Annotated in this window: 16 protein-coding genes and 1 pseudogene; 3 read left to right on the forward strand and 14 right to left on the reverse strand. The window is 44.3% G+C overall.

The window, feature by feature from the left end; all coding sequences use genetic code 11:
* Positions 1–181 precede the first annotated feature (181 nt).
* Positions 182–1648 (forward strand): glycoside hydrolase family 13 protein, encoded by a 1467-nt coding sequence (locus QUB63_RS00380; protein WP_332942777.1) that lies wholly within the window; start codon positions 182–184, stop codon positions 1646–1648.
* 108 nt (positions 1649–1756) lie between these two features.
* Here the strand turns inward: QUB63_RS00380 and QUB63_RS00385 are convergent, their stop codons facing one another.
* On the reverse strand, positions 1757–2179 hold the full coding sequence (locus QUB63_RS00385) for a fasciclin domain-containing protein (protein ID WP_332942778.1): 423 nt from the start codon (positions 2177–2179) through the stop codon (positions 1757–1759).
* A 165-nt stretch (positions 2180–2344) separates the two neighbouring features.
* Positions 2345–2770: a DUF2358 domain-containing protein gene (locus tag QUB63_RS00390; RefSeq protein ID WP_332943252.1), complete on the reverse strand. Its 426-nt coding sequence runs from the start codon at positions 2768–2770 to the stop codon at positions 2345–2347.
* Between the two features lie 58 nt (positions 2771–2828).
* On the opposite strand from QUB63_RS00390, the gene QUB63_RS00395 reads away from it, so the two are divergent.
* Positions 2829–3401 carry a hypothetical protein gene (locus QUB63_RS00395; protein WP_332942779.1) on the forward strand — a complete coding sequence of 191 codons (573 nt, stop codon included), beginning with the start codon at positions 2829–2831 and terminating at the stop codon, positions 3399–3401.
* Between the two features lie 49 nt (positions 3402–3450).
* On the opposite strand, the gene QUB63_RS00400 is transcribed toward QUB63_RS00395, so the two are convergent.
* On the reverse strand, positions 3451–4698 hold the full coding sequence (locus tag QUB63_RS00400; protein WP_332942780.1) for a histidinol-phosphate transaminase: 1248 nt from the start codon (positions 4696–4698) through the stop codon (positions 3451–3453).
* Between the two features lie 296 nt (positions 4699–4994).
* Between QUB63_RS00400 and QUB63_RS00405 the strand changes: the two genes are divergently transcribed.
* Positions 4995–5282 carry a WGxxGxxG family protein gene (locus QUB63_RS00405; RefSeq protein WP_332942781.1) on the forward strand — a complete coding sequence of 96 codons (288 nt, stop codon included), beginning with the start codon at positions 4995–4997 and terminating at the stop codon, positions 5280–5282.
* Between the two features lie 176 nt (positions 5283–5458).
* Here QUB63_RS00405 and QUB63_RS00410 read toward each other — a convergent pair whose 3' ends face one another.
* From QUB63_RS00410 to QUB63_RS00460, 11 genes and pseudogenes are all read right to left on the reverse strand, one after another.
* Positions 5459–6166, reverse strand: a complete 708-nt coding sequence (locus QUB63_RS00410) for an ROK family protein (RefSeq protein ID WP_332942782.1) — start codon at positions 6164–6166, stop codon at positions 5459–5461.
* Between the two features lie 159 nt (positions 6167–6325).
* A complete protein-coding gene (locus tag QUB63_RS00415; protein WP_332942783.1) occupies positions 6326–7015 on the reverse strand; it encodes a YqiA/YcfP family alpha/beta fold hydrolase in 690 nt (229 codons plus the stop codon).
* Between the two features lie 513 nt (positions 7016–7528).
* Entirely contained in the window at positions 7529–8017 is a 489-nt protein-coding gene (locus tag QUB63_RS00420; protein ID WP_332942784.1) for a Spy/CpxP family protein refolding chaperone, read from the reverse strand.
* A 19-nt stretch (positions 8018–8036) separates the two neighbouring features.
* Positions 8037–8474 (reverse strand): hypothetical protein, encoded by a 438-nt coding sequence (locus QUB63_RS00425; RefSeq protein WP_332942785.1) that lies wholly within the window; start codon positions 8472–8474, stop codon positions 8037–8039.
* Complete coding sequence (locus QUB63_RS00430; protein WP_332942786.1) at positions 8471–9061, reverse strand: sigma-70 family RNA polymerase sigma factor; 591 nt, start codon at positions 9059–9061, stop codon at positions 8471–8473. Before QUB63_RS00430 ends, QUB63_RS00425 begins: the two co-directional genes overlap by 4 nt.
* A gap of 609 nt (positions 9062–9670) precedes the next feature.
* A complete protein-coding gene (locus QUB63_RS00435) occupies positions 9671–11725 on the reverse strand; it encodes a transglutaminase-like domain-containing protein (RefSeq protein ID WP_332942787.1) in 2055 nt (684 codons plus the stop codon).
* Complete coding sequence (locus QUB63_RS00440; RefSeq protein WP_332942788.1) at positions 11722–13074, reverse strand: DUF58 domain-containing protein; 1353 nt, start codon at positions 13072–13074, stop codon at positions 11722–11724. Before QUB63_RS00440 ends, QUB63_RS00435 begins: the two co-directional genes overlap by 4 nt.
* Before the next feature lie 3 nt (positions 13075–13077).
* Positions 13078–14040 (reverse strand): AAA family ATPase, encoded by a 963-nt coding sequence (locus QUB63_RS00445; protein WP_332942789.1) that lies wholly within the window; start codon positions 14038–14040, stop codon positions 13078–13080.
* Between the two features lie 55 nt (positions 14041–14095).
* The gene (locus tag QUB63_RS00450) at positions 14096–14632 is read right to left on the reverse strand and encodes an opioid growth factor receptor-related protein (RefSeq protein ID WP_332942790.1); all 537 of its coding nucleotides are present in this window, start codon (positions 14630–14632) and stop codon (positions 14096–14098) included.
* A 160-nt stretch (positions 14633–14792) separates the two neighbouring features.
* A pseudogene (locus QUB63_RS00455) lies at positions 14793–15043 on the reverse strand (glutathione-disulfide reductase); the annotation flags it as partial.
* A gap of 1006 nt (positions 15044–16049) precedes the next feature.
* On the reverse strand, positions 16050–16673 hold the full coding sequence (locus QUB63_RS00460; RefSeq protein WP_332942791.1) for a DUF4231 domain-containing protein: 624 nt from the start codon (positions 16671–16673) through the stop codon (positions 16050–16052).
* Positions 16674–17209: the final 536 nt, after the last annotated feature.

Below are 17209 nucleotides of genomic sequence, written 5' to 3' on the forward strand. Positions count from 1 at the left end.
TTGGATAAAGTTATAGGGTAGAATCAGTTTTCAATTTTCTGAGATTGACAGGAAATTTGTGTAAAATTTTACGATCGGTCGATCGACAAAACTTGACAAAGTGTCTATTTTTCTACCAAAAGCTAGATTCCCTAGAAACATCTGCTACTGTAGCCTAAGCCGTAAAAGCTAGGAAAAGTGTATGCAAATTCAAACGCCTGACTGGGTTAAACACGCCGTATTCTACCAAATATTCCCCGATCGCTTCGCCAAAAGCAAACAGCCCCGCAAACGCCTGCTGCAAAACTTCATGTGGGAAGAATGGCACGAAATCCCCACCCTCCAAGGCTACAAAGGCGGCGACTTGTGGGGCGTTATGGAACAGCTAGACTACCTGCAAGACTTAGGCATAAACGCAATTTATTTCACCCCGATATTTCAGTCGGCAAGCAATCACCGCTACCACACCCACGACTACTATCAAGTCGATCCGATGTTGGGCGGCAATCCAGCATTTAAAGAGCTGCTAGACGCCGCCCACGATCGCAACATCAAAATCGTCCTCGACGGCGTATTCAACCACGCCAGCCGCGGCTTTTTCTTCTTCCACGACATCCTCGAAAACGGCCCCAGTTCTCCTTGGCTGGATTGGTTTAAAATAGAAGGCTGGCCGCTATCTGCCTACGACGGCAATTTTCCGGCTAATTATGCCGGTTGGGACGGCAATCGAGCCTTGCCGGAATTCAATCACGACAATCCTGAAGTGCGAGAATACATCATGGAAATCGCCGAATACTGGATTAAATTCGGCATCGACGGCTGGCGGCTGGACGTTCCTTTTGAAATTAAAACCCCGGGATTTTGGCAGGAATTTCGAGAACGAGTCAAAGCAATTAATCCCGAAGCTTACATTGTCGGCGAAGTTTGGGAAGATGCGAGAGAGTGGCTCGACGGCACTCAATTTGACGGGGTAATGAATTATCTTTTTGCTGCGCCGACAATTGCTTTTGCAGCGGGCGACAGGGTAGATTTAGCTCAACTTGAAGGCCGTTCTTACCATCCCTATCCGGCGCTTTTTGCTAAACAGTACGGCGAGAAAATTCAGCAGGTCTTGGAACTTTACCCGTGGCCGATACAGCTAACTCAACTCAATTTGTTGGCCAGTCACGATACAGCCCGGTTGATCTCAATTGCTGGAGGCGATAAACCTAGCGTCGAACTCGCTAATTTGCTGCTGTTAACTTTTCCCGGAGCTCCCAGCATTTACTACGGCGATGAAGTTGGTTTGCCCGGTGCTCTCGATCCCGATTCCCGCCGCGGTTTTCCCTTAGAAGCTCACTGGGAACTTGATGTTTTAGATTATCACAAACAGTTGATTGCTTTGCGGCACAAATACGCGGCCCTTCGCACCGGAGACTACCAAATTCTGTTTGCTGAGGGAACGGTTTACGTTTTTGCCAGAATTTTGGGGGATGAGGAAATAGTTGTTGCTGTTAATGTCGCGACAGAAGAAGCTCATATTAGCTTTGAGGCAGCTAATTTGAAATCTCCTCACGAGAAATTGCTGTTCGGTAAAGGCGAGTTTGTTTGGAAAGGTGAAGGGGAAACTCGGCATTTAGAATTGATGCTGCCGGCGCGATCGGGATTGATTTTAGGTTCCGATAATTAGTTTAGACTGTAGCGTAAGGTGCACGGCGCCGATTGGTTTGTTAAGATTGGTTTGCTCGTTCGGACTTTAGTCCTCTGATTGCGGACTAAAGTCCGAACGATCAAACCGTTAGTTTGATTGTGCTGCCACTAATGCAGGCATTAGCACCGCATCAATGATATGGATAACGCCGTTGTCGGCAAGAATATCTGAAGTGAGGACTTTAGCATCATTGATTTTAATGCCGTCAGCAGTATCAATTCCTACCACAGAACCTTCCACTGTTTCAGCAGAACTTAACTCAAGCAAGTTCTCAGTTAGTACCTCGCCAAACAGAATGTGATAGGTGAGAATTTTCTTGAGTTTGGGTATGTCTTCCATCCAAGAGGCAATAGTGTTGGTAGGAATTTTGGCAAATGCCTCGTCAGTTGGTGCTAAGACGGTGTAGGGGCCCGGACTTTGCAATAAATCTAACAAACCGGCAGCTTCAATAACAGTCGCGAGTGTTTTGAAAGAGCCGGCATTAGTGGCAGTCTCGACAATATCAGCCATGATGTTTTTCAGGAGTGCAAATCGCAGAAAATGAATCTGGGGTGACGATCATTTTAGCAGTTTACAAATAGCAGAAAATGAATCGTAGGGCTGATGATTATTTTAGCCATTATAAGTTACTCTGGTGGCTGACCCAGATGGTCGATCGCGATCGACTCTTTTGGCTTATCCTTGGTTCGCATCCGGGCCCTTGCGGAAAAACTGCTGGAGAATCTCTCCGGGATTTCTGTCCCAAGTGTCGATATGTTGGTAAATTAAACCGTCCTCATCCAGCTTGTATGTAGAATAGCCGTTGAAGAATATCCGGGCTTTCCAGGGTACGCGCAGTGTCCCGCGAACAGTCCAATTTGCCACAATAGCATCAGGGGCTGTCTGACCTACGTCGTGCAGGTCGAAGTAAATCTCGCTAAAGAATAGCTGTCCGTGAAATCGCAGAGTCCAAAAGATAATGCGATAGTTGATTTTTCCTTTAAATTTGTTAACAGGGTCTTGAAAATAGATACCTTTTGTGTAGATGTCGTAGGAGATGTCTTTCTCAAAAAGCGTCGGGAGATCCGCTTTCAGGGTGTCTACTGCTTGTTCTACCTGCATTTGATATTCGATCGCGCTCAAGCTACCACCTTGTGACAGTATTAATTTATAAGTTTAAATGAATAATCTCGATCGCTCGCTGGAGTATCGCAGATTTGATAGTTTATCCACCTCTGATTTTAACTCTAGCGGTATTGTCCGCGCCGGCCTTTCTGCTGACCCGGACTTGCGACATCGAAACCTTGGCACAGATTTGACAGAACACCCCCACTCACCTGACATTCTCGCAGAAATCAACAGCGGCAAGCTGTTGATGGTAGATAGCCGTCGCCGGAACGGTCTAATTTTGATTAAACGCTTCCACGCGGAGTTTGCCGGGCCTGGGGCTGCCGTTGGGGGTGCTTTTGATGTTGACTCGCAGCAGGCGATTCCCGTGGGCGATTTTTGTTTGGTTTACCCTCTATCTCCCGAAGCAAGACAGAAAGCTTTTGGAATTCGGCGGCATTGGGTGCGGTTAACGGAACAGTTAACGGCAAAGCCTGTAGCTTTGGAACGGGCACAAATGATTTTAACTCAGTTTGAACAATATTTTGATTGGGAAACGGTGGCACAAATTCCTGATGAAGTTTTGGCACTTTTAGTCGGCGTATTTCCGCAAACCATTCGCGCGGGCCGACAGATTGATAATTAAAAATGGCCGGGTAATTTGCTTGGATTAATACCATTTTTAAGGGTTTTTGTCAAGTCACAATCGCAGCAATTCGATCGACTGTGCGCTGATTTTCCTCGGGAGTGCCCACGGTAATTCGCAAACCTCCGCCTGTGTGGCGAATCAAAGTACCTTGAGCTTTTAGCTGCTGCATGATTTGTTGGTGTTTTTGTTCTGCCGATTCGCCCTCAGCGGCTTTCACTCGCAGGTAAACGAAGTTAGCCGCACTCGGCCAAACTTGCAATTTTTGATGCTGAGTTAGCGCTGCAATTAATTTGCCTCTTTCTGATATAATTTCGGGAATTACTGCTAGCAATAACTGCCGCTGCGCCAGGGCAAACTCGGCTGCTGTTTGCGAGAAACTGGGGAGGTTGTAGGGGAGGCGAATTTTTTCTAAGGTGGCTGTTAGTTCGGGATGGGCGATCGCATATCCGACTCTCATTGACGCTAGTCGAAATGCTTTGGAAAATGTCCGCAAAATTATCCAATTCGGGTGCTGGTGCAATCTGTCTGCTAAGGTATTTTGGCTGAATTCAAAATAAGCTTCGTCAATTACCACTAAAATATCTTCGGGCAAACTTTGCAACCATTCTCTTTCATCTGTTGTTAAAGCATTGGCTGTGGGGGAATTGGGATGGACGACAAAGACGATGCGCACGGGGGGATTTTGTGTTTGGGAGATCGCTCTTTTTGCTGCATTGATGTCAATTTCAAAATTCTCCTCTTGGCGCGGAACGCTGACAACGGGAATCCCGAGGGTTTGGGCGGTAATTCCGTACATTGAAAATGTGGGATTGGCGACGAGTATCGAGCCCGCGCCGCCCAAGCAAGTAGCTATTAAGAGCGATCGAATTAGTTCGTCGGAACCGTTCCCGACAGAGATATTGTCGGCTGTAATGGCGGTTTTTGGCTGTGTACCCCCCCCTAGCCCCCCCTTGTTAAGGGGGGGGACGTTTAGGAGCTCCCCCTTGTTAAGGGGGGGGACGTTTAGGAGCTCCCCCTTGTTAAGGGGGGGGACGTTTAACCCTTCGTTGACGTATTGGGCGATCGCTTCTTTGAGTGCTGCGTGGCCTCCGTCGGGATAGCGATTTGTCTCAATTAGCTGCTGGTAAGTCCAAGCTAGCTTTTGTTTTAATTCCTCTGGCAAATCATAAGGGCATTCGTTGGTGTCTAGGCGATCGAGTACACTTTCCGACTGCGCTGATTCTCCTGAGGCGCCGCCCGGATGGGGAGTGTATGCGGTAAGTTCGGCTAAGTCTTTTCGGATAAAGGGAAGCATGGTACGATCTTAAACTTTTGATTTTAGATTGTTGTGAGCTTACAAAGCAAGGCAGAAGGCAGAAGTCTAGAACAATTACGAATGCAAAAATTTTCTTTTTTTACCTCGCTGCTGAAATGTCTGCCGCATCCGACTTACTTTTACTGTATCAAAGGCGTCTCAACTTAGGATAGAGCCTTTTCTATCTCGAAAGCAAGAGGAGAGAGGGAATTGAGTTTCTGTCGAACGATTGATGCGGGGGCAGCGGCAAATTGATTATTTTTGATAGAGTAACTGCTGATATTTGGAAACCAAGTATGAAAGTCAAGCCTTCCAATCTATCTAAAAATGCCGCCGCTACCCTCATCGCTTTGAGTTTGGGTGTTCTCCCTTCAGCTATGCCTGCCTCGGCTCAAACTAATTCCGCTCCGGCACAGAACAATACTGATTCTAATCGAGTTATTTTAGACAGAACTCCGTTTCAGGAAAGCAAGAGTGATAACAATCATTGGGGTGCTTTGGGTTTGTTGGGCATCCTCGGTTTGGCGAATCTGTTTCGCAAGGATGAACCCAAACGCTACCGCGATCCGATGACCGGCGAATAATTGTTTTAAATGGCGATCCTCTTCGAGGGCTCCTCTACCGCACCGGCCAAAAACCAAATCAACTGTCGGGGACGCAGAAACCGGGTTTTTGGAGAAAATAGTGGATTAGTGCCTTTAATTCTGGCCACAAACCCGGTTTCTTTGATATTTACGGGCAATTTAGCGACAAAGTTTATTTAATCGCGCCACAAAGCAATCCCGCCCAACAAACCGCTGACATTCGGTACTATTTTAACCTGGGGCGGTAACTCAAAAACAATCTTTTTAGTATTGCCGCCGCCGATGTAAAGGCGATCGCAGTTAAAGAGATTTTGCAGAGAGGCGATCGCTTTTTCCAGACGGCGGTTCCACCTTTTGGCACCTACGGTATCTAATGCCAAACGCCCTAATTGCTGTTCGTAAGTTTCCCCTTTGCGAAACGGGTGATGTCCTAATTCTAGATTTGGCACCAAGATACCATCGACAAACAAGGCAGAACCGAAACCGGTGCCGAGGGTAATGACTAATTCTACCCCCGTCCCAGCAATTGCTCCCAATCCTTGAATATCGGCATCGTTAGCCACTCGCACAGGTTTTCCCAAGCGATCTTTGAGGGTAGTTGCTAGGTCAAAATCTATCCAAGACGGATCTAAATTGACTGCGGTTTTGGTGATCCCGCGACAGACGACACCGGGAAAACCGACGGATACTCGGTCAAATTCGCCTTGTCCGCTTGCTAAAGAGGCGATCGTCTCTAATACGGGTTCCGGCTTCGGCGGTTGAGGCGTTTCTAAACGGCTGCGTTCCGTTTGGGGTTGACCTTCAGCGTCCAAAACCATAACTTTGATGCCACTTCCGCCAATATCAACGGCTAAGGTGCGAGTCGATTTATCTTGTTCAGTCATTTGATTGTTGAGACTTGCAAGTTGGTCAGTCGATTTTAGATTTTAGATTTTAGATTTACTCGCAGCTTTGAATCTGGGAGGTTGAACCTTCGTCTAAAATTTTTGCTTTCCACGACAGGAGTACCGGACACGGTATCCATTTTTGGGCGCGGTCAAATTTTATTTGTTGAATTGGCAAAACTTTTGAATCGCTTCCCAAATTTCCGCTAGGACATTTCCCAAAGAATGATCGTCTTCTAATTCGATTAATTGCGCCCAGGGACGGTCAGCGGCAAAATTTCTGCTAGCTTGAATCGGTATTATTGTATCATGCTTGCCGTGAACAATTAATGTAGGGACTGAGCGTATTAATTTTTCTTCAGGGTATTGAGCCATATCTGCCACAAACTGATAATTCAGCGGCAGATAGCGCTGTTCGCCGTAGTGGTAAACGGGCAAATATTTCTCAGACTGCCACTTTTCCAACTGTTGCTGTCCCAATTGTGGCAGCCAGTGGGAGAGAAATTGAAAAGCCGGTGCTAACAAAACTATTTGCTTTACTGACAATTGTCGCTGGGCCAACCAAGCCGCAGTCAGCCCGCCAAAACTCGACCCAATGATTGTAACTTCCCCTAGATTTTTTACATTTTCTGCTGATTGGGAGGATTGGGGAAGCAGAAATTCTGTTTCTATTTGGTGTAACTGGCGGGTGAGGGTGAGGCGCGAAAAATCCTTGTGATTGAGATCGGGAGTTTTGAGTTCAATTCCTAGGGAAGAAAAGCGATCGCGGAAATATTTAGCTTTTAGCGAATCGGGACTTGAAGCAAATCCGTGTAAATAAATGTAACTAGAATCGTTCTGTAGATTCATCCAAAAATTTTGATGAGATTTACCGAATAATTATTTTAACTTAAAAAGGTTTATTGATATCAACCTGCTGACACTGCACTGATGCACTCGCACCAAAGAAACCGGGTTTCTCGACCAAAAATCTACGCTTTTAGAATCTGACTGCGACAAGAAACCCGGTTTCTGAGACTGTGCTTCATTCAGTTGACCTGGGACAGTTGACAGTTGAGGGCGACCTCTACCTGGAGGGAAGAGGATTGGATTCATTCAGTTGACCTGGGACAGTTGACCTGGGACAGTTGACAGCAACCTCTACCTGGAAGGAAGAGGATTGGAGTAATGAATCGTCTGCTTTTAATTTCTCCCTAAAACGGAGAGGCTTTAAACCAATTATTTCTGGTAATGAATAGTCTTCTTTTAATTTCTCCCTACAAGGCTTGGGGCTTTAAACCAATTCTTTCTGGTAAGTTATATGAAAGTTAATCGTCAGGTGCTTTTTGGGCACCCGAGGATTAACTCAAAAGCAATCGTATATTACTGCGGTTTTGGAGCGTTTTGCCTCCGGGTTTTAGCAGCTTCCCTGCGCTGCTGCATCTGTTGAGATAATTGGCTGCGCTGTTCGGGCGTCAGCACGTCTCGCATTGCTAATGTAGTTTCAAATTGCACCTCTTCCAACTGCTGCCTCAATCCCATCATTTGGCGGTGTTTGTCGCGAATTTGGCTGGCAGTTGCCGTCGTACCCGACATCATCGTTTCCAATTCTTCTCGGGCTTGGCGGATTGCTTGCATCCGCTGGGAAACTTGGTCTTTGTAGCGATCGCGAACTGCCTGCATTTTCTGCTTTTGGTCGGCGCTTAAATTGAGTCGGTCGAACATCCTACCTTCCTTGCCACCTGGTCGATTGGGACGCTGGTTTTGGGCAATTGTCTGCGGTTCTACGGGGTTGGAAACGGCTGTTGCTGCGGTTGCACTGCCGAGGGTCAACATTAAAAAAGCTACGGCCCAAAGGCGGCGAATAGACATGAAAATTACCTCTTAAAGATTAGTTATTTGTTGCCGGTTCGGTGTCACCAGCATAGCTGAAAGTCAACCAGTCTGTTTGCGGGCGACCGAGCGAATTTTCCCCAGGAGAATCGTTCAATACACCCTCCCAATTATTTACGAGAAATTCTTCTAGGTGCGCCGCGTCATCCGCGTGAAATTGTCCGGGAACTAGCACAGGATACCCCGACCAAAAAACTAGCAGCCCAGCAGCGATCGCAGAAGGAAAAGCCCACTTGGGAAAACCGACGATTCCTGACCTTTTACTAGACCTGGTAAATGGCGGATCTCCTAGATAATTGAACTCTCTTGCAGCCGCATCATTCCTGTCTATTGCTGCTAAAAGTTCTTGCTCAAAATCGGGCGCAGATTCCGGAACGTTTGGGCGATATTGCTTCAAGAAATTGACTAACTTTTTGTCGCTAATTCTGTCCTTCACAGCTCGTCCACCCCTTGTTTTTGCAAAAATTGCCGCAGAGAGTTTCGGGCATAAAACACGCGAGATTTGACAGTCCCTGCCGGCAGTCCCAAAATTTGGGCTACTTCTTTTTGCGGGATGTCTTCTAAGTCGTGCAGCACCAAAACGCTGCGGTGTTCAAAGCTCAATTGCTCCAGTCCCCGCTGCACTAAATCTTGATAGTGCAACTGCATCAAGTCCGATGTGTTATCTTTGAGAATAACCCGTCCCATTACTTCTTGATTTTTGAGTTGGGAGTCAAAAGAATGCTGTTTAGCAAATGCTTGTCTTTGATCGGAAGCCACATTCCAAGTGATTCGATAAAGCCAAGTAGAAAAGTTTTCCTGGTGCTTGAGTTTGGGCAATCCTTTCCAGACTCGCAGGAATACTTCTTGCGCTAAATCGTCAAGAAGCGACGGGCCGCAGAGTTGGTAAAGGGTTGACCTGACTTTGTGTTGGTAGCGTTTGTAAAGGTAGCGAAAGCAAGTGCGATCGCCCTTTAGACACTCAGCAACTAAGTCCGAGTCGGAACAGTTATCGGTTAAAACATTGGCTGACACAGCTAACACCTGTGAAGTCTCCCTCACCAGTTCGTTATCTGAAGTGTTTAGACAGGACGATCGCAAAAAAGGTTCAAAGGATTTAAAATTTTTTTTCGACGGGGCGGCAGGTAGGGAAACGGCACTGCCGTGTCCTGATTTTTCCTGTAATTAACGGGTTCCCAGGTGTAAAGCCTCGGAACCCAAATCCAGAGTCCGAGCCTTGGTTGAGAAAATGGACGCTCTGACTCGCCCCAGAAGCGTTACTTTCGCTAAGCGCCTAGTAACAAGTAAAACCAGTAAAAATTTGCTCAGCGGGTAGGGACATGACAATGCCCATTGGTGTCAACTTAACCTCAAATGTAGTGCGAGTCTTCTGTCTAGCGATTAAGACCCGATCGCCCCGGCGCTCCCCGAATCGTTGCGGGGGGACAAGAATCTTCTCTTTCGTCCCCCTTTTTAAGGCTACCGCGTACACACAAGTGGATTATGAGCTAGTTTCCACTCTTGCTGTTCCACCAATGCCTTGGTCGCAGGGTAGATTAATTGTATAAGTACCGTGATAAGGCTGTTCTCTTAAGTAGGCATAAAGCAATTGTGACTTAATCCCCCAATTTAAAATCTAAATCTGTACATCATCTACCTGAGAAAAGCTATAGTAGACTTACCGCTTTTATTAACCTGAGAGTTTGAGGCGATCGCCTGCCTGCGATATTGCTCGATCGAGGATTGAATTGCCAATTTAAATTCAGCTTTTTGTGCGTCTTGAATTCCTTTTGGATCGAAGCGATCGCAATAATGAATCTCAATCAACAATGCTAACTCTTCAAGACAATATAATTCCGGTTTTTCTTTTTTTAACCTCTCGATCCAATTTTTAAAAGACTCGGAAGGAGGGCGAATCAATCCCGACTCATTTAACGCCTGCTCGATCAAATAAAATTCCGATTTCTTACTCAACGAATCTTTGTTATAAATAGCCTTTAGCCATCTTTGTTTGTTAGATAAAATGCGTACAGCTTTCTTAAAATTAGAATTACGACTCCGAAAAAATATTAAGGCTGCCAGCAGGATGAGTCCCCCATACTTCAATCCATTGCTACCTGATAAATATCGCAACCCTAGCACAATTTTGTAGCTCAATAGCGACCATAAATCAGAGATAAATGCCCCTGGGGGAGCCGCAGCATCCTCCATGCTTTCCCAATCAGAAGGCGTAGGATCAAAAGCTTGCCATTTTCCCGCGATATAAGCCAAAGTCCAGGCATGAGCATGGCGACTTCTTACAATATATTGGTTCTCCAAAGAACTAAATTCGTGCACAGAATATCCAACAGCATAACGGGCTGGAATACCGAGTTTTCTTAGGAGAAGTGTCGCAGCGGTAGCAAAATATTCACAATGTCCAGAGCGAGTGTGCAGTAAAAATGTTGATAGAGGCGTAGCATCATTATCTTTGCCCCTAAGCTTCAGTGAATAAACGAATTTTTTTTGGAAAAACGACTCTATTTTATCTAAAATTTCTGGTGGCGACTTTCCTTGAGTATCCATTTGACTGAGGATTTTATTCAGTGCCGCCATTTCTGATTTGGGTATTTGCAGGTCGTCTGCTGTAGGCGGGCTATCTACAGAAAAATTATTATTAAAGTAGCTTCGATAAGCCAGCATATCAACTTTTCCCACCACTTTAATTGTGCCATATTTATTTTTTTCCATCTGACTGACAGGCAATGCGTCAATTTTAAAAGTTCCATCTGGCAGCTTTAATAAACCTTGGTTGCCTTGGAGTGTAGCCGAAATAGTAATCGTTGATGGATTCGGTAGTTGGTCGCCTAAATCCCAAGTTGTGCCATTAATCTTTGGTTGTACGGGAACAAAGTTAGGATTTAAGGCAAGCCAAAGTGAAGAGTTGTAGCGATTATAAGTGGCTTCTCTTAGCAGTCGGGGAGGAGTCTGTTTAGCTTCAGGAGCAACTCTAAAAATAATTTCATTTGACTGTTTTAATAATCCCACTGACCCGATGTTCGTTTGTTTTTTCAAAAAATCTGTTTCTTGAGAATTCCCATTACTAAGCCATGAGATTGCTTGCTCCTCTACTGCTAGGTGAAGTTGGTGCAGACCCATCTGTCCTATAAATCCTATACTGCCAGCAAGTAACATCAGACTAAGCCAGAGAATAGATGAAAAATTTTTCGGTCTCACAGACCACAAAGCAATAGCGGTTAAGGCAAATATCCCAGCATAAAAAGATATCTCTCTACTGTTCGCCGTACTAGCGGATAGCAGACAACAGATAAAATATGGATAATTTAGATTCACCATCAAGGGGTTAAGTGGTGCTTTTTTGGTGGCTTTGTTTAGCCACAAAAACATTAGGCGTATATCCAGACTTTCCTGGACAGAATATACCTGAGCAGCTACCAGTGGAAAAAATACACCAGGAAGCCACTGCAACAAATTATATATCAAGTAAATAGAACGGTTGGCGACCAGGAGATAAACCAGCAAACAGCACAAAAAAATCAGGCAGAAATTAGCAATGCGCCTAAAATCACTAGCTGAAAAATCCCACCGATAAGGCAACCAGTTAGCTGCCTCTAAAATCAGAGCAATTGGCAACGCAAAAAACCATAGTCCCGTCTGCCAGCCCCAAAAAATTACACTAACACCCAAAAGAAAAACTGGCATTTTCATAGTTTCATTAACTCCTCTTGTATGTGACCTAGCTTTAAAATATGGCTGCTTGTTAAGTCATCTTTAATGAGTTCTAAATTTAAGCTATCTAATTGAGCGTCTGGCTCTGTTAAAATTAAGACTAAGGTATGGATACCGCGACTTCTCAGATAATTTACTAATCTTTTTCTAGGTTCGTCCCAACACAAAAATATACAAATACAACCGCTTAGCAGAGAGATTTTATCCATCAAAACTGAGGTGAGGGAGTCAAAATCTTTATCCTGACAGGCACCGACGGAGGCGAGAATTTCTAACATTTTTTCAGTAGAATTCAGCCCTCTGCCAAAGGTAAAACAATAAGCTTCTTGAACGACGAACATCAAATCCAATAAGGATTCTTGAGTCTGAGCTTCATAGGATAATGAAGCAGCAATTGAGATTGCCTCTTCTAAAATTTCACTATATTTTACATTTTGAAATGTATCCAAAATTAGGGCGTGCCTCACAAAAAATTCATCCTGTTCTTCTTTGACAATTGGCTTACCTGCTTTTGCCCAACTTTTCCAGTGAATTTTGCGTAGCGAATCTCCCGGTCGATAATCCCGCAGAGACCTAAATTCCTCGGAATCTCCTACGGATGAAGCTAATGTTACCCCACCTGATTGATATCTTCTTGAGCCAGGAAGCTGAATGGGTGGTAAATGATATAGTTTGGGTAAAATTAACATAGATTGGGGCAAGGAAATTGTTTTACAAGCATTCCAAATCCCAAAAGGATCTGACCTAGTAACTGTTAGACCACTCAGGCGAATAACACCTCTGCAGGACGGCGTAATTTCACCTACCACTTCTGTTTTGCTATTGGGTGGAAGAGGAGGCAATTCTACGACCTTAGCCGTGGCGCATTGTTTTCTATAAATCAGCCACAACCAACGATAATAGCCGAAGTATTTATCCCATGAAGTGCGCTTTTCTTCCCCTGGTTCAGGTGTTCCTACAAATTCTTGAAAGCTTGGGTATGGGGTGGCAAAATTTTCCCACAATTTAAGGTTATTTTGACTCTCGCTAGTTTTGTTATCAATGAGAATACGGTATTTTAAAGTGACTCCAACAGTTGCAAACTTTGGCATGAACCGTACTGCATTGAAGCGGAAGCGAAAAAATTTACTAAAAATTATAGCTATTCCTATAATTGACAACAGGAAAGTAAAAATTTGATAAGTCACAGTCTGATTAGTATCTAATCCTAAAATTCCTGCTAAAAGCGTGCAGCTAAGCACTGCTAACCCATTGTTTGTCAATCGCTTCTCTCGCGAGCGATTTACACGCGCACAGAAGCGAAAAACAGCGTAGAAAAAACGTTTCATTTTTTAGGCTGGTACAGGAATAGATTTGATAATTTCTTCAACAACACCTGGGGCCATTCTACCAGAAAAACGCGCTTGAGGTTCCATTACTAGGCGGTGAGCGATGACTGATACCGCCTGTTCTTGAATATGTTCTGGCGTAACAAACTCATAGCCATCGAACAAAGCTAATGCTTGAGCAACTTTCATTAAAGCTATGGAAGCTCTGGGACTCGCCCCTAGTTGTACGCCTTCGGCCCAGCGAGTTGCATTTACGATATCTACGAGGTAACGTTTCAATTCTTCACTAATTCTAACTTGCTTTACCTGCTGTTTTAAGCTAATTAAATCCTCTAAATTAACGCAGGTTTGAAGTGTATCAATAGGATGTTGATGGATTTGGTCTCCGAGCAGGTTAACTTCTTCTTCGGGTGAAATGTATCCTAGACTAAATTGAACTGCAAAGCGATCCATTTGGGCTTCAGGAAGTGGATAAGTGCCCCGAGATTCTACTGGATTTTGAGTAGCAATGACAAAAAAAGGGTCTTTAAGTTTGTGCAAATTTCCGTCAATGCTGACTTGAAATTCTGCCATTGCTTCTAGGAGGGCGGATTGGGTTCGCGGTGATGACCGATTGATTTCGTCAGCCAAGATAATATTAGCAAAAATTGGGCCTTCGTGGAAATGGAACGTGCGTTGATTGGGGTCGAGCATGGATATGCCCAAGATATCGGATGGCAAAAGGTCAGGTGTAAATTGAATGCGTTTAAAGGTGACATCGACAGATAAGGCTAGGGCTTTAGCTAGGGTGGTTTTACCTGTACCGGGATAATCTTCTAGGAGGACGTGCCCGCCACTCACAAAGGCTGACAGCAATTTCCTGATTGCTGCTGATTGCCCTTTCACCACTTTTTGAATGTTGTTGGAAATCCTTTGATAAATTTCTCTGCCCGACTGAGCGTGATTTTCTGTAATTGCTTTATCCATTATTTATTGTGTTCGTAGCGTTCGGTTACTGTCCCGCTGATTGGCTTCGACCGATTTAACTATTTACAGCATTTTTCCAATATGTATAAGTTTTTAAACCAATACGTTCTTGATTTTCATTATAGATATCATCCAAACATCTGAAAAGAGCCAAGGCATAATTATTCAATCCCAAATTTGTCAAACTTGTAAGAATCCTAGTCAGCCGCAGGTAGTTGTGATTAAATTGTTCAATCCACTCTCTTTTTCTTGACAAATATTCCTCGGATTTTGCAATTACAATTTCTGCGTTTTCCCCTTGGCGGCATTCCAACCCGTAAAAGGCCAGCATGACTTTTAGAGATTTGACTAAGCGATTTCTCAACTCTTCACTTGTTCTAAAAGCTTGAATCACTTCATCATTTAAAGTAGGAGCACTGGAATTAAAGCGGCTCTTTTCTCTCAGCGGAAACAGCCATTGAATGTAATTGTGTACGGATTCCAGCTTCTGGTAATCCCACGACCAAATATCCTCGATCGCCCGACCTTGTGAGTCAGGCTGCTGGCCGAGATAGAAGGCTAAAATTTTGTTTTGTTTGGTTGAATTACTCATTAATCCCTTTACGGGCGGGCAGGACGCCCACCCCACAATAAAATTTAATTTTTCTGTGGAACAGGCATCCTGCCTGTTCTGGAAAATGGCCCAATATTTGAATTTTAACCGACTTTAGGCTGTTAGGCAGGGGTTTAAACCCCTGGCTGCTTCGCCCGCTTTACCGCAGAGTCACAAACTCTTCAGCAGTCGATGGTGAATGCCAATAGTCGCGTCGAAGTCTTTCTGGGTAGCTCCCATATTAACCGCGATCGCCATTCCTTGAGTAATCTCGCCCGCGTCTTTCCCAACCATGTGCACGCCCAAAACTCTGTCAGTATTAGTTTCAACCACTAACTTGACAAAAGTCTTGTCATCTGCACCTGTCAAAGCGTGAAACATCGGCCGAAACAGGACACTGTAGCACTTAATAATGATGGCTGTCTGCCATCACTATTAAAAATACGACAATCAACTGGTAGACCCCTCCTTAATTGCCACCGCCGTAATCGCCGGAATATCAAAAAAAATAAGTGAGGAATTCTGTGAATTCAAGACTTACAAATAAATTGCGACATAGGTAGAAGAAAACTCTCAAGTATCAGTCAAATATCAAACATTACACAAGCAAGTACACTATCGAATGAAAGCAAAATTAAAAGTCCCAAGACGTTGTATAGCAATTCTTGCAGGAGTCGTAAATTTTTTACCCCACCCCAACCCTCCCCGAACTCGCGGGGAGGGAGTAAGAAATTCACAAATGATTTAGGATCGCTATAGTAACAAACAAGATGCTTCGGCAGCTATCGAGTTAAAAAATAACTAAAAAATTCGCTCAAAATAGCTTTGTGGTTAGAGTCTACTACCCCAAATCCAGAAAAAAAAACTCAAATATTGGTGTCAAGATGAAACTAGACTTGGCTTAAAAACGATTGAAATAAAAAAATTACAGCTTTGGGAGTCAAACCCATAGGTAAAGTACAAGGGAATTTTAAAATCTATTATTTATAGAGCAATCCTTGCAGGAGTCGTAAATTTTTTACCGCACCCCAGCCCTCCCCGAACCCGCGGTTCAGGAGTAAGAAATTCACAAATGATTTAGGATTGCTATATGGGGCAGTCACCCCACAAACAGGAGCAAGCTTGATTGTTGGAATTCTTACCTAAGAATAGTGTAGGTTTTCAAAAGTTATGGTATTGATAATGCTGCTATTACTGACTAATGGTGCTGCTATTTGGATCGGAGATCGCTGGCTCCACAGTAAGATTCAAAATTGATATCTGCTTGCACTGCACCAAGTCTTGGCATTTCGATGGCGACTCGCTTATGGATATGCCTTCCTCAGAAATAGAATTGACTTCTTCTGCTTCTGAGGAGGATTTGCCTAGCAGTTAGCTCTCACTTAACCCTACCTGCTTACTGGTATTGTCAGCTTCATTAACTCTGCGGCGAATTTGACTCGGTAGATTGAGCTGGCTCTGTATTCTGCTCCTGTGACCGCGTCTCCTCGGGTTTTTGGATTTGCTTGAGATGAATCTCATTGACCTGAGTGATAAAGTTTTCTATTGCCATTTTTGCCATTTGTTGATGTTGGGCTTCGTCGGCTCCATCATCGTAACGATAAGCGGGACTCACTCCCAATACAAATTTCTCCTGTTCCGCTTCTAACAATTCCACAGTTGTGTTAGCAGAAATCCAATTCTCCTGAAAAGGAAATGAGGTAACTATACTGGCGACTATCGAGGCGACAGCGGGACAAATTACCGGCAGCCACTTGAAAAACGCTTGACTTGGTTCCAATTTGTCTACCAATACTAAAATTGGTGTGACTCCCGATAAAATAACGGTTGCCAATTGGAAAGTGTAGTAAATATTTCTCGAAGTCTCTCTGGTGTTTTTATAGTCGTCAATCAACTCCTGGCAATATCGTAAAGCCTTTTCTCTCACGGGAGTTATCTGATTGTTATTCGCAGCAGTATTCGGGTTTAATAGATAACTGTAGAGTTCCGCTTTTCTGCGGATCTCTAACTCATTAGCACGATTCCTAAAGTTGTTAGCCAATTGTCTATTGGCGAGGAAGAGAAAAATAAAACTAGAGAGAAAAAGCGCTGCCCAGATAACGATAAGTTGATTGTCTGGAAAAACTCTAGTAAGGCTCCATGCACCAATAAAACCCGCTAGAGATAAATACTCAATAATTTTCACGAAAGAGAAAATTTGTGGGCTTGAGGAGACGGTATTGGAAATCTCGCTCTGGTCTCGATCCACAGAAGTAGTCATTGCTTTCTAGTCAATTGGGTGATCAGAGACAAGTTTAGCCTATTGGGGTTGCTCTTCCACGGCAGATCTGTCAAGGTGGTGAAGAAGACCCTCAAACCATTGAAAATTGGTGGCTGGCGATCGTTAAATCTTCTTGTTTTAACAGGTGATTACCAATAAGCTAGGTTTATTGTCGATCGCCAATCGGTAGGATGAGGTAAAGCCGGTCGATCGCACATTATTTATCAGGGCTTTCAGTCTTAACTTGACAGCAAGGGGCATAGCCGTGTCTTGATTTAACTGGTTCCTTTCGCAGCAGCGAAAGTAACGAGTAACGA

Source organism: Microcoleus sp. ARI1-B5 (assembly GCF_036705795.1).
Lineage (GTDB): Bacteria > Cyanobacteriota > Cyanobacteriia > Cyanobacteriales > Microcoleaceae > Microcoleus.